9 protein-coding genes are annotated in these 13807 nt (G+C 71.8%); 6 read left to right on the top strand and 3 right to left on the bottom strand.

Annotated features, from left to right (window positions below; all coding sequences use genetic code 11):
* Nucleotides 1-17 precede the first annotated feature (17 nt).
* Entirely contained in the window at nucleotides 18-611 is a 594-nt protein-coding gene (locus ACIPV1_RS05500; RefSeq protein ID WP_402725903.1) for a hypothetical protein, read from the top strand.
* Nucleotides 611-3160, top strand: coding sequence for a hypothetical protein (locus ACIPV1_RS05495; RefSeq protein WP_402725902.1), 2550 nt, complete (start codon nucleotides 611-613; stop codon nucleotides 3158-3160). Before ACIPV1_RS05500 ends, ACIPV1_RS05495 begins: the two co-directional genes overlap by 1 nt.
* 188 nt (nucleotides 3161-3348) lie before the next feature.
* Here ACIPV1_RS05495 and ACIPV1_RS05490 read toward each other — a convergent pair whose 3' ends face one another.
* The gene (locus tag ACIPV1_RS05490; RefSeq protein WP_402725901.1) at nucleotides 3349-4665 is read right to left on the bottom strand and encodes a glycosyltransferase; all 1317 of its coding nucleotides are present in this window, start codon (nucleotides 4663-4665) and stop codon (nucleotides 3349-3351) included.
* A 136-nt stretch (nucleotides 4666-4801) separates the two neighbouring features.
* On the opposite strand from ACIPV1_RS05490, the gene ACIPV1_RS05485 reads away from it, so the two are divergent.
* Together ACIPV1_RS05485 and ACIPV1_RS05480 are read left to right on the top strand one after the other, a co-directional pair.
* Nucleotides 4802-7291, top strand: coding sequence for a glycosyltransferase (locus ACIPV1_RS05485; RefSeq protein WP_123938720.1), 2490 nt, complete (start codon nucleotides 4802-4804; stop codon nucleotides 7289-7291).
* The gene (locus tag ACIPV1_RS05480) at nucleotides 7288-8034 is read left to right on the top strand and encodes a polyprenol monophosphomannose synthase (RefSeq protein ID WP_402725900.1); all 747 of its coding nucleotides are present in this window, start codon (nucleotides 7288-7290) and stop codon (nucleotides 8032-8034) included. The genes ACIPV1_RS05485 and ACIPV1_RS05480 overlap by 4 nt, the downstream gene beginning before the upstream one ends.
* A 287-nt stretch (nucleotides 8035-8321) precedes the next feature.
* Here the strand turns inward: ACIPV1_RS05480 and ACIPV1_RS05475 are convergent, their stop codons facing one another.
* Nucleotides 8322-9608: an O-antigen ligase gene (locus ACIPV1_RS05475; RefSeq protein WP_123938722.1), complete on the bottom strand. Its 1287-nt coding sequence runs from the start codon at nucleotides 9606-9608 to the stop codon at nucleotides 8322-8324.
* A 131-nt stretch (nucleotides 9609-9739) separates the two neighbouring features.
* Here ACIPV1_RS05475 and ACIPV1_RS05470 point away from each other — a divergent pair, with 131 nt between their 5' ends.
* Nucleotides 9740-11098, top strand: a complete 1359-nt coding sequence (locus ACIPV1_RS05470) for a hypothetical protein (RefSeq protein ID WP_402725899.1) — start codon at nucleotides 9740-9742, stop codon at nucleotides 11096-11098.
* Between the two features lie 44 nt (nucleotides 11099-11142).
* Here ACIPV1_RS05470 and ACIPV1_RS05465 read toward each other — a convergent pair whose 3' ends face one another.
* Nucleotides 11143-12522 (bottom strand): O-antigen ligase family protein, encoded by a 1380-nt coding sequence (locus ACIPV1_RS05465; protein WP_402725898.1) that lies wholly within the window; start codon nucleotides 12520-12522, stop codon nucleotides 11143-11145.
* Between the two features lie 65 nt (nucleotides 12523-12587).
* Between ACIPV1_RS05465 and manA the strand changes: the two genes are divergently transcribed.
* Nucleotides 12588-13796 (top strand): mannose-6-phosphate isomerase, class I, encoded by a 1209-nt coding sequence (manA, locus tag ACIPV1_RS05460; protein ID WP_402725897.1) that lies wholly within the window; start codon nucleotides 12588-12590, stop codon nucleotides 13794-13796.
* The last annotated feature ends 11 nt before the right edge of the window (nucleotides 13797-13807 follow it).

The raw sequence follows: 13807 nt of genomic DNA, 5'->3' as shown, positions 1-13807 counted from the left end.
CAGGACGGCCCGTCAGCATGCTCCTCGCATCCAGGCCGATCGCTGCGTTCGCGGTGGTCGGTGCCCTCAGTGTTCTCTTGGCCGGTTGTTCCGGTGGTGGCGACGACGCCACCCCGTCGCCGTCCGCGTCAGCGACCCGCACCGCGAGTCCGACCCCGACCGCCGACGACCCGGCGACCACGGAGCCCACCGGCACCGCGTCGTCGCCCGCGTCCGAGGCCACCGACGACCCCACCGCCTCGGACGACAACACCCCCGGTGCCTTCCCGGGGAGCGGCTCGACCAACGAGCCGGACACCGACCCGTCGGACTTCCCGGCGACCGCCGTCGTGACCTACAGCGGCTGGGACACGGCCTCGAAGTCGCTGCAGGCCGGCGGACTCGTCTCCGGCACCACCGACACCAGCGGGACCTGCACGTTCACCGCGAAGAAGGGGAGCGTCACGCGCACCGCCACGAGCGCGGCGCAGGCGAGTGCCTCCTCGGTCAACTGCGCGCAGGTCGCGTTCCCCGCGGCCCAGGTCCCCAGCGGCACCTGGGCCGTCACCCTGACCTACGCCGTCGGCTCCGCGTCGACGACGTCCGACCCGATGCCGGCGGAGGTGCCGTGATGCGTTCCATCCAGACCGAGTCGGACGGGCGCCGTCGCCGACCCTTCCGGACCTCCCTCGCGATCGTCGCGGCACTCGCCGTCGCCGTCAGCGGGTTGACCTTCGGCACGATCCTGTCCGAGCAGACCACGACCGAGTCCGCCTCGGCCGCCGTCGCCGGCGACTTCGACCCGGGCAACATCATCAGCGACGCCAACTTCTACAACGGCTCGGCGATGAACGCCGCGTCCGTGCAGTCGTTCCTGACGAGCGTCGCCCCGAACTGCCGGAAGTCGTCGAGCGGACCTGCCTGCCTGAAGGACTTCTCGCAGAAGATGAGCGCGATCGGCGCCGTCTCCGGCCGGTGCAGCGCCATCGCCGGCGGCACCAAGTCCGCCGCGACGATGATCGCCCAGGTCGGCGCCGCGTGCGGCATCAGCCAGAAGGTGCTCCTCGTGCTCCTGCAGAAGGAGCAGGGCATCGTCACGACGTCCTCGCCGACGTCCTACATGTACCTGCACGCCACCGGCTTCGCGTGCCCGGACACCGCCCCGTGCGACCCGGCGTACTTCGGCTTCGGTCAGCAGGTCTACGCCGCCGCGCTCCAGTTCAAGCGCTACCAGTCGTCGCCGACCTCGTGGGCGTACCAGGCGGGTCGGACCAACTCGATCCTCCTCAACCCGAACGCGGCCTGCGGTCGCAAGTCCGTCTACATCCAGAACCAGGCGACCGCGGGGCTGTACATCTACACCCCGTACACCCCGAACACCGCCGCGATGTCGAACCTCTACGGCACCGGCGACGGCTGCTCGGCGTACGGCAACCGCAACTTCTGGCGCATGTACACCGACTGGTTCGGCTCGGCGACCGGCGGCGGCAACCCGTACGGCAACGTCGACGCGGTCACGCCGAGCTCGACCTCGTCGATCACGGTCAGCGGCTGGGCCGTCGACCCGGACACCACGAGCGCGCTCCGCGTCGCGTTCTACGTCGACGGCGCCGGGGCGAAGACCGTCACCGCGAACGTGAACCGGCCCGACCTGTCCGCCACCCTCGGCGCGAACAACCTCAAGCACGGGTTCTCGACCGAGCTGACCGGGCTGAGCGTCGGCAAGCACTCGGTGTGCACCTACGCCATCAACCAGGGCAAGGGCAGCAACACGCTGCTCGGCTGCTACACCCGCACCGTCGTGAGCGCAGCCCCGAAGGGTGCACTCGACACCGTCACCGGCAGCGCCGGCACGATCACCGCGACCGGCTGGGCCCTCGACCCCGACTCGGCGAAGCCCGCTCCGTGGAAGATCCTGGTCGACGGCGTCAGCAAGGCGACCGGCACCACCGACCGCACCCGCACCGACGTCGCCAAGGTCTACAAGGGCGTCGGCAGCACCCTCGGGTTCTCGAAGACGATCGGCGGCATCACGCCGGGCACCCGCACCGTGGCGCTGTACACGCAGGACAAGCCGGGCACCGGCTACGTCAAGGTCGCGTCGAAGTCCGTCACCGTCAGCGCCCCCACCACCGGCAAGACCGGCAAGACCGGAGCGCTCCGCGGCTCGTACGAGTCCGTCACCGGCGGCGCTGGCACGGCCACGGTGCGCGCGTGGGCGATCGACCCGGACGTCTGGGACCCCGTCAAGTACAAGGTCCACGTCGACGGCGTCAGCACGAACAGCGGCACCGCGAACGCCACCCGCACCGACGTCGAGGCGAAGCACCCGTCCTGGGGTTCCGACGTCGGCCTGGCACTCCGCCTGACCGGGCTGAGCGCCGGCAACCACACCGTGCGGGTCTACTTCCAGGACCTGCCGAGCGGCACCTACAAGAGCTTCGGCACGAAGACCGTGAAGGTGACGTCGGCCACCGCCCCGTCGTCCGGCACCACCGGCAAGACCGGCAAGACCGGCGCGGTGACGGGCTCGTACGAGTCGGTGACCGGCGGCGTCTACAGCGCGACGGTCAAGGGCTGGGCGATCGACCCCGACGTGTGGGACCCGGTCAAGTACAAGATGCACCTGGACGGCGTCGCGATCGACCCGGGCGCGGTGAACGCCAAGCGCACCGACGTCGAGGCGGTCCACCCGGGCTGGGGTTCCGACGTCGGCCTGTCCGTGCAGCTCACCGGTCTGAGCGCGGGCACGCACACCGTCCGCGTGTACTTCCAGGACCTGCCGAGCGGCACGTACAAGAGCTTCGGCACGAAGTCCTTCACGGTCATCGACCCGCCCGCGACGGGCAAGACCGGCAACACCGGCGCGGTGAAGGGGTCGTTCGACTCCGTCACCGGCGGCAAGGGGACCATCACCGTCAAGGGGTGGGCGATCGACCCCGACGTGTGGGACCCGGTCAAGTACAAGATGCACCTGGACGGCGTCGCGATCACCCCCGGCACGGTGAACGCGACCCGCACCGACGTGCAGAAGAACTACCCGAACTGGGGTTCGGACGTCGGGCTGTCGCGGGTGCTCACCGGGCTGCAGCCCGGCACGCACACCGTGCGGGTCTACTACCAGGACCTGCCGAGCGGGACGTACAAGAGCTTCGGGACGAAGACGGTGACCGTGCAGTAGACGGTCGCCGAGACGGACGGGCGGCCCGTGGCGGATCCGCCACGGGCCTCCCGTCCGTCCTGTGGTCGCGCCCACGGCGGCGGATCGTGAGCAGCAATGGTCGGGTCCGGTGGACGGACCCGACCATTCCTGCTCACGAAGTGAGCGCTGAACGTCGGTGCTGGTCCGACGTCGGTGCTGATCCGACGTCAGCGGCGCACGCGCCGGGCCATCAGGCCCACGCCGTGCAGCAGCCGGTACTCGGGGGAGCGGGTGAGGCCCGCGAACCGCGCCGCGATCTGGTCGCGCTCCGCCTCGGCCTGGCGTCGGGCCGTGTCGTACGCGCCGACCTGCTGCTCCGACGCGACGAGCCGCCGGTTGATGTCCTGCACCCCGGACAGGTGGACGTCACGGTCGTGCTCGGCCTGCCGCAGGACCTCCCGCTGCGCGGTCGCCCAGCGCAGGAACGCGTTCCGCTCGCCGGACCGACCCGAGGCGATCGCCACGGCCGCGTCCAGGACCGGGCCGACCTGCTCGGCGCGCGCGCGGAACGAGTGTCGCTCGACCACCACGGCACGGAGTCGGGCCGTCAGGGCCGTGCGCTCGGCGCGGGGCATCGCGAGCACCCGCTCGAGCGACGCGGCGTCGTCGAAGACCGGCACGTCGGACAGGCCGAGCTCGTCCAGGCCGAGCGCGCAGTCCGTCACCGGCAGCGCCCCGGACGCGAGTGCCTCGTACAGGCGGGAGTTCAGGGTGCCGTACTCGGCGGCCGGGGCGATCACGTCGTCGACGACGAAGCCGGCGGCGCGGTACACCTCGGGCAGTGCGAAGTAGGACACCGCGGGGCGGAGCTCGACGCCGGCCGTGGCCTCGACGTGGTCGACGTTCGCGGCGAACCACACGACCGGCTCGGCCGGGGCGACCTCGGCGAGCACGTCCTGCACGCGGCGGCGCACGCCCCAGAAGTTGACGGTCGTGACGGCACGGTCCGTGCGCTCGGACGCCGTGGCGGGCGCGATCGTGCCGGCCTCGTGCGGTCGCTCGTCGGTGAACAGGTCCAGGTCGACACCGATCGGGACGACCTCGACCGGACCGTCGTACTGCGCGGCGACGGCGTCGCGGGCGATGCCGGACGACGTCCACACCGCGTCGAACTCACCGAGGTAGGGCAGGGCCGCCCACTTCGCGGTCCAGTTCCGCACCCACGCGACCAGGGCGGTGCCGGCGGGGACGTACCCGGGGACGAACGACTCGATCATGCTGACCACGACGGCGGTGTCGGCGGGGACCGCTTCCCCCCAGCGCTCGAGCGGCCACATCGCGACGCCCCAGCCCTCGGCACGGAGCGCCCGTGCGAGCCCGAGTGCGACGAACAGGTCGCCCTTGCCCTCGGTCGGGTCGGCGGTCGACACGGCGAACCGGACGGTGCCGCGCGGCCCCTCGGCGTGCGCACCGGCCGCGATGGCCGCGTACTCCGGTGCGAGGGGCGAGGACAGGGGAGTGTTCGGGATCACTGCGGCAGTCACGCGGCCCATTCTGCACGAATCGGGACGGCCACAGGGGAGTGGCGGGGCGCGCCTTGTAGGGTGTCATCGGCTCGCGGCACCCCGTGGGCCGAGCCACCGATCCGCGCCGTGCGCGGCAGCTGCTGGAGGAACTCGCGTGACAGAGCGCAAGCCGGGAGTCGTGTCCGTCATCCTCGTGAACTACAAGGGCACGGACGACACCCTGACGAGCATCGCGGAACTCCGCAAGCAGGACTGGCCGCAGGACAAGCTCGAGGTGATCGTCGTCGAGAACGGCTCCGGTCCGGAGCACCTCGGTCGGCTGCAGGCCTCCGACCTCGACTTCACCCTGATCGACGCGGCCGCCAACCTCGGCTTCACCGGCGGGTGCAACCTCGGCGTCGAGAAGTCCTCCGGCGAGGTCGTCGCGTTCCTCAACAACGACGCCCGTCCCGACACCGGCTGGGTGCGCGAGGCGATGGCCACGTTCGCGTCCGGCGCCGACATCGGTGCCGTGGCGTCGAAGGTCCTCGACTGGGAGGGCGTCAACATCGACTTCACCGAGGCCGCGATGACCTGGTACGGCATGGGCTACAAGCCCTTCGCCGGGTCACCGGACACCGGCCGCTGGGAGAGCGAGACCGACGTCCTGTTCGGCACCGGCGCCGCGATGTTCATCCGCGCCGAGCTCTTCGAGCAGCTCGACGGCTTCGACGACCGCTACTTCATGTTCTACGAGGACGTCGACCTCGGCTGGCGGCTCAACCTGCTCGGCTGGCGCTTCCGCTACCAGCCGAAGTCGGTCGCGTTCCACAAGCACCACGCGTCGATGAACAAGTTCGGCGACTTCCGCGAGACCTACCTGCTCGAGCGGAACGCCCTCTTCACGCTGTACAAGAACCTCGGCGACGAGCAGCTCGCCGCAGCCCTGCCCGGCTCGCTGGCGCTCGCCGTCCGCCGTGCCGTGGGCCGCGGGGAGCTCGACTCCACGGAGCTCGACCTGCGGAACCCCGGCGACGACAGCGTCCCCACCATCCCGGTGCCGAAGACGAGCATGGCCGGCATCTACGGCGTCGACCAGTTCGTCGAGCAGCTGCCGTCGATGACCGAGTCGCGCCGCGCGATCCAGGCCACGCGTGTCCGCAGCGACCGCGAGCTCCTGCGCCTGTTCGGCAACCGCGACGAGCCCGCGTACCCGATCGAGAACTACCTGGCCGGCTACGACAAGATCGTGCACTCCCTCGGTGTGCTCGAGGTCGGCACCCGTCGTCGCATCCTCATCATCACGGGCGACTCGATCGGCGCGAAGATGGCCGGTCCCGCGATCCGCGCCACCCAGATGGCGAAGCAGCTCGCGTCCGAGCACGACGTGCGCGTGGTCAGCCTGACCCGCTCGTCGCAGATCGACCCGTCGTACGACGTCGTCACCGTGCCGCACCGCCACCCCCGTCAGATGGTCGAGCACGAGGGCTGGGCCGACGTCATCATCGTGCAGGGCCACGCGCTCCGGCTGTTCCCGGTGCTCGAGTCGACGAGCAAGATCCTGGTCGTCGACGTGTACGACCCGCTGCACCTCGAGCAGCTCGAGCAGGGCCGCAGCGACGACGTCGACCAGTGGAACCGTCAGATCCTCGACGCCTCGGACACGCTCAACCACCAGCTCGAGCTCGGCGACTACTTCATCTGCGCCTCGGAGCGCCAGCGCATGTTCTGGCTCGGCCAGCTCGCCGGTTCCGGCCGGGTGAACGCCCGCACGTACTCGCGCGACGCTGACCTCCGCTCGCTCATCGGCGTCGTGCCGTTCGGGCTGTCCTCGACCCCGCCGGTGCACGACCAGCCGCGGGTCAAGGGAGTCGTGCCGGGCATCGGCAAGAACGACAAGCTCGTCGTCTGGGGCGGTGGCATCTACGACTGGTTCGACCCGATCACCCTGGTCCGCTCGATCGCCCAGCTCGCCGCCCGCCGGCCGTCGGTGAAGCTCTTCTTCATGGGCGTGCAGCACCCGAACCCCGACGTGCCCGAGATGGACATCGTCGCGAAGGTCCGCGCCGAGGCCGACGCCCTCGGTCTGACCGGCAAGCACGTGTTCTTCAACGACTCGTGGATCCCGTACGAGGAGCGCGGCGCCTACCTGCTCGAGGCCGACGCCGGCGTCTCGACGCACTACGAGCACCTCGAGACCACGTTCTCGTTCCGCACCCGCATCCTCGACTACCTGTGGGCGCGCCTGCCGATCGTCACGACGGCCGGCGACTCCTTCGGTGACCTGGTCGCCGAGCAGCAGCTCGGCGTCGCGGTGCACGAACAGGACGTCGACGGCCTGGCCACGGCGCTCGAGACCGCGCTCTTCGACAAGAAGGCCCGGGCACAGTTCATCGCCAACGTCGACCGCGTGCGCGAGCAGTTCACGTGGGAGAACGTCCTGGCACCGCTCGTCGAGTTCTGCCGGAACCCGATCCGCGCGGCGGACAAGTCGGTGCGCGACACCACCACGAAGCTCGCGCCCCACACGATGCGCGTGCGCGTGCCGGACCGCAAGAAGCTCTCGGGCGTCCGCTACGACGTCGGGCGCGCGGTGCACTACTTCCGCACCGAGGGCCCGCGCAGCGTCGCGGGGAAGATCAAGCGACGCCTCGGCAACCGGTGAACCCAGCCGAGACCACGGCCCTCGTCATCGTCCCGACGTACGACGAGGCCGAGAACATCCGAGCCATCGCCGACGCGATCCTGACGGCGTCGCCCGGTGCCCACCTGCTCGTCGTCGACGACGGCAGCCCGGACGGCACCGGCGACATCGTGCGGTCCATCGCGGCCGACGACGACCGGGTGCACCTGCTGCAGCGGTCGGGCAAGCTCGGGCTCGGCACGGCCTACGTCGCCGGGTTCCGGTGGGGCCTGGAGCGCGGCTACCCGCTGCTGGTCGAGATGGACGCCGACGGCTCGCACCCGGCCGACCGGCTGCCCGCACTCATCGACGCGGTCACCTCGTCGGACGACGTGCTGCTCGCGATCGGGTCGCGCTGGGTGCCCGGTGGGTCGGTCGTCGACTGGCCGCTCCGTCGTCAGGCCCTGAGCCGCGGCGCGAACACCTACGCGCGGTTGGTGCTCGGGATCCACGTGCGGGACATCACCGCCGGGTACCGCGTCTACCGTTCCGACGCGATCGCGCGGATGGACCTCGGCTCGATCGACTCGAAGGGGTACTGCTTCCAGGTCGACATGACGCTGCGCGTGGACGCGCTGGGCGGCCGCATCGTCGAGGTGCCGATCCGGTTCCGCGACCGCGTGCACGGGGTCTCGAAGATGAGCCGGTCCATCGTCGTCGAGGCGATGCTCCGCGTCACGCAGTGGGGCCTGCAGCGCCGCCTGGGTCGTCGCACGCGCCCGTAGCGCGCGCCCGCGCCCGCTCGCCCGTCCGCCCGCCCCCCGCGTGCGCCCCCGTGTGCGCCCCCGAGGTTCCGAGATCTCGGAACCTCGGCGCTCACACCGCCGCTCCGTGGAACCTCGGCGACACACGGGCGGCATGTCGTGGAACCTCGGCGGTCTGCGCACGAGCAGGCATGACGACGGCGGTGGCCGGCGCTTCGTGAGCAGAAATGGTCGGGTCGCCGCGGCGGACTCGACCATTCCTGCTCACGAAGTGCGTCACACGCCGTGCCTGCGCGCCCCCGCGGCACCTACGCCCGCGGCAGGTGCCGACGCCACGAGCGCCGCCGCGCCGCGATCACGAGCACCGTCACGAAGAACATCAGGCCCGCACCGTGCAGCAGGTAGCTCTCCGCCGTGCTCGTCACCGCGAGCAGCACCAGCACCGCGGCCGGCCACACGTAGGCCACCCCGGGGAACGTCGTCGCCGTCACCCATGCCCGAGCGAAGGCCAGCAGCGCGGCGATCCCCAGGATGATCGTGCCGGCCACCCCGAGCTGCAGCCACGCGTCGACGAACGCGTTGAGGCCGGATGTGAACCGCGCGCCGGACGGGTCGATGAGCGTGACGTACGGCACGACGGGCTCGGTCGGCCACGTCCCGACCCACCCCCAGCCCTGGATCGGGTAACGCTCGGTCAGGACGCGGATCTGCGACCACAGGTCGATGCGCGTCGCCGTGCCCCCGGCCGCACCGATCTCCGCGAGCAGCCGGTGCCGCGCGAACACGGCCACGACCAGGGTGAGCAGGACCGCGCCGCCGAGGACGCCGTTGACCACCGGTCTGGTGGCGGGCCGTGCGTGCCGGAGCGACCAGAGGGCCAGCGCGGTGACGGCGAGGGCGATCATCGCGAGGCCGGTGATGGGGGACTGCACGAGCATCAGCGCGATGACGGCGAGGGCGGTGGAGCCGATCGCCCGCCACATGGTGACCGAGCGGGTGAGGAACTCGACGACGAAGGTGACCAGGGCCATCGCGGCGATGAACCCCATGAAGTTGCGGGTGCCGCCGATGCCCTGGATCGGGCCGCCGTAGGCGATGTCGCCGCGGATCCCGAAGGCCGGCAGCGGGACGTCGAGCACCAGTCCGGACAGGACCTCGAGGCCGAGGGCGACGACGAGCAGGATCCGGAACGCGTCACCCGACGCCCGGATCACCTGCACCAGGTCCCGCCCGAGCGCCAGGTAGAGGCCGAGCCCGATGAAGCACACCGTCTGCACCAGGCCGCGCAGGGCGACCCACGAGTACTCGCTCCAGAGCACGCTCAACGCGCAGTACCCGACGAACGCCAGCAGCGACAGAGGCAGCACGCCGTGCCACTCGATCCGGTACCGCTGCCCGAGCAGGCTCAGCCCGGCGAGGACGAACAGCGTCACGAGCACGGCCCACGTGCCCGACCTGCCGACGAGGGCCTGGACGGTCGGCTGTCCGAACCCGAACAGCACGATGACCGTCGCGAGCGCCTGGCTGAACCGTCCACCGGCCGAGAAGCCGATCCAGGCGGAGAGGTACCGGCGCCCGAGCACGTGTCTGCTCACCCGGCCGTCCGTCACGCGTCCATCTTGGCGTACGACCTTGTGACGAGTCGCCCGCATCGCGGAACGGCTGTATCGACGATCCGCGGTGTGGCGTCATCGACGATGCGCGATGCTGACCTAGCTTCACTGCAATGGACCCCCTGCGGAGGGCCGCCGGCCTGCCGCTGGTCGCGGTCGTCATCGGCTTCGCCGCCGCCGCGCTCGCCTGGTACCGGCTCGGCCCCGTGCCCCGGAACACCGTCTGGGCCGAGGACGGCGGGGTCTTCCTGCGGGAGCGCATCGCCCTCGGTCCGGTGGACACCCTGCTGCACCCGTACGCCGGGTACGTGCACCTGCTGCCCCGGATGGTGGTCGACCTCGGGTACGCACTGCCGACCGCGCAGTACGCCCAGGTCGTCTCGCTGTCGTCCTGCCTGGTGGTCGGAGCCGTGTGCGCGCTGGTCTTCGTCCTGTCCCGCGACGTGGTCCGACCGTGGCCGTTCCGCCTCGTGCTCGCCGCGGTGCCCGTCGTGCTGCCGCTCGCGCCGTACGAGATCAGCGGGAACGCCGCCAACCTGCACTGGTACCTGCTCGTGCTGGTGCCGTGGGTGTTCGCACACCGCAGCCGGACCTGGTGGGGAGCCGTCGGGCTCGCCGTCGTCGCCGCACTCGCGGTCCTCACGGAACCGCAGACGATCCTGTTCACGCCGCTGCTCCTGCTCGCGTGGCCGCTGCGTCGTCCTGGACACGGCGGGTCTCGCCGCGCGCGCCTGCTCCCGCTGCCCGTCACGGTCGTGGTGCTCGCCGGGGCCGTCGTGCAGGTCGTCACGACGCTCACCCACCCGCGCGACCTGACCCCCGGCGCTCCCGCGTTCCACGACGTGCTCGCCGGGTTCCTGCTCCGGCCCGTCGCCGGCGCGTGGGACCCGCACCTCGGCGTCGTGGTCTCCACGGTCGTCGAGCACGGCTGGGCGCCGGTCCTGGTGCCCGTCAGCGCACTGGTGCTGGTCCTCGTCGCCGGTGTCGTCGTCGGGCCGGCCCGCTCCCGGTGGATGGTCGTCGCGCTGACGGTCGCGTCCGGTGCCGTGTGGTGGGCGGCGCTGCTGGCGAACGACGGTGCCGGGCAGCCGTGGGCGAACCCCACGGCCGCCATGGCGGCGATCCCGCCGCAGCGGTACGCAGCCGCGTCCGGCCTGCTGCTCGTCAGCGCCGCGGTGGTCGCCGCCGCCGCGCTGGTGGACACCGACCGGTGGTCGCGTGTCGCGCAGCGGACGGGAGGCACGGGTCGCCTCGTCGGGGCGCTGGCCGCCTGGTGCGTGGTCGCCGCCGTCGTCGCGTCGGCCGTCCTGCACGTCGCGCCGGCGGACACCCGGCGCAGCGACGGGCCGGTGTGGGCGGAGCAGCTGCCCGCAGCCGCCGAGGCGTGTCGCGCCGACCCGACGCTCGAGGTCGTGCGGGTGCGCTCGAACCCGTGGTCGTCACCGGTCGCGTGCGCGTGGCTGTTCCGCTGACGCGGGACGCTGACGCGGGACCGCCCACTGCGGGCCGCTGACGATCAGCGCGTGGTGGCCCAGCGGAACTCGCGCTTCGCGGGCGGGGTGCGCGGGCCGTCGCCGGTCGACGTCGGTTCCTCGCCGGTCAGGACGATCCGGGTCTTGATGGCGATGAGCGCGAAGAGCACCCAGTTCCCCTGGTAGAGCAGCCGGGACTCCGCGACGGACTGCACGAGCAGCGCGACGACGACGAGCAGCGGCAGGAGCGACACCGGGTCGAACGTGCGCGGACGGAGTGCGGCGTCGTAGCCGATCCGGGTCGCGCACGCCCACGAGCGCGACAGCGTCGTGACGACGTACAGCAGGAACAGGACGAGGCCGATGATGCCGGTCTGCATCCACACGTCGAGGTAGGCGTCGTGTGCCTGCAGGTACGTGACGCCCTTGCGGTGCGCCAGGTCGGCCAGGGTGGGGATGCCGGGCCACCAGTAGCCGATCCAGCCCCAGCCGACGACGGCGTGCTGGTCGATCAGACCGAGCACCTTCGCCCAGATCTCGCCGCGGCCGGTCGCGTCCGATCCCTTGCCGAGCAGCTCCGAGACCGGGCCGCGCAGCACGAACGCGGCGCCGGCGACGACGACCGCGCCGACCGCGAGCAGCAGGTAGCGCGGGGTGCGTCGCTCGGTCGGGACCCGGCGCATCCACACGGCGACCAGGGCGACGACGGCGACGACCAGCGCGGCCGCGATGACCGTGGAGGACCGGGTGAGGACGAACCCGAGGGCGGCGACCACGAGCCAGCCGGTGGCCCGCTGCCGTCGCATCCGGCCCTCGGCGAGCTGCAGCACGACGACGATCGCGACGAGCAGCGCGACCATCGCCAGCAGGTTCGCGTTGCCCGGCAGGCCCTGGATGCGGCCACCGGTGAAGAGCTCGGCGCGTGAGAAGTAGAAGGCGTCCGGGATGTCGGCGTCGCCGTAGTCGGTCCAGATCGGCGCGATGGGGTGCCGCACGAACACCGCGACGACGGCCTCGAACAGGATCGAGAGCAGCAGCACCCAGCGGAGCGCGAGGCTGAGCGCGTCGAGGATCCGGCGCCAGGTCAGCGTGGACGCGATCGTGAAGGCCACGGCGGCGCAGATCACCTGCACGGTCAGGCTCGAGATCGTGGCGAACCGCCAGTGCGACCAGACGACGGACACCAGGCACCACCCCAGGAAGGCCCAGAGCGGCCAGGGGGAGCGCACGAGCGGCGGCTTCGCCCGGACCAGGATCGTGATGCCCCAGGCGGCGACGAGCGCCCACAGGACGCCTGCTCCGACCCAGGTGACGGTGTTCGGGACGGCGTCCCCGGCGAACAGCACGAAGATCGTGGTCGCACCGAAGGCGAACGCCTCGCGCTCGGGTACGGTCCCGCGTGCCAGCGGCCAGGTGTTCGTCACGACGTCAGGCTACCGGCGGCGGCGGGCCACCGGAGTCCCCGGATCCCGCCGGTAGGCTCTCGCCCATGTTCCTCGGCATCACGAACACCCCCCGCGACTACGCCTGGGGCTCGGTCACCGCGATCCCGGAGCTCCTCGGTCGCACCGTCACCGGCGCCCCGCAGGCAGAGCTCTGGCTCGGCGCCCACCCGGGCAGCCCGAGCGTGGTCGTCAACCCGGCGATGGTCGGCGGTGCCGACACACTGCTCGACTGGATCGCCGCCGAGCCGCAGGACGCCCTGGGCGGCGACCGCACCGGCCTGCCGTTCCTGCTGAAGGTGCTCGCAGCGGCGGCGCCCCTGTCGCTGCAGGCGCACCCGACGCCGGAGCAGGCCGAGGCCGGCTTCGCGCGCGAGGAGCGCGAGGGCATCGCGATCGACGACCCGGCGCGCAACTACAAGGACCCGTTCCCGAAGCCCGAGCTCGTCGTCGCGCTGAGCGAGCGGTTCGAGGCCCTGAGCGGCTTCCGGCCGGTCGAGGAGACCCTGGCCGAGGTCCGCGTGCTCGACGCCGGCAGCGGTCGGCTCGGCCCGCTCGAGGTGCACCTGCAGCACGGCCTCGAGGACACCGTGCGGTGGCTCGAGACGGCCGACGACTCCGCGCTCGCCGTCGTGCAGGCCGCGAGCGACCTCGCCGTCGCCCTCGACGACGACCTGCTCACCCCGAACACGGCGACGGTCCGCGAGCTGGCGACGAGCTGGCCGGGCGACCCCGGCATCGTCGTCTCCCTGCTCATGCACCGGGTGACGCTCACCGCGGGGCAGGCGATGTACCTGCCCGCCGGCAACATCCACGCCTACCTGGACGGCCTCGGCATCGAGCTGATGGCACCGTCCGACAACGTGCTGCGCGGGGGACTGACGCCGAAGCACGTCGACGTCCCCGAACTCCTGCACGTGCTCGACTTCACGGCCTACCCGGCACCGGTCCTCGAGCCCGAGCGCCTGGCCCCCGGCGTGGACCGCTTCGCACCAGAGGGCGTCGGGTTCGCGCTGCTGCGGGTCGACGGCGACGGACGACCGGTCGGCCTGAGCACCGGCGGGGTGGCTCCGCTGGCCGGCCCGTCGATCGCGATCTGCACCGAGGGCGTCGTGACGCTCGTCGGCGCGACGTCCGCCACGTTGCTCCGCAAGGGCGAGTCCTGCTTCATCACACCGGACGAGGGCGACGTCACGGTCGAGGCCGACTCGTCGAACGGCGTGACGTCCACGGTCTTCATCGCGACCGGCCGGTAGCGCGGAGCCGC

Source organism: Curtobacterium sp. NPDC089991, from assembly GCF_044748425.1.
Lineage (GTDB): Bacteria > Actinomycetota > Actinomycetes > Actinomycetales > Microbacteriaceae > Curtobacterium.
The sequence above is the reverse complement of the archived record's forward strand: the minus strand, read 5'-3'. Positions and strand labels throughout refer to the sequence as shown.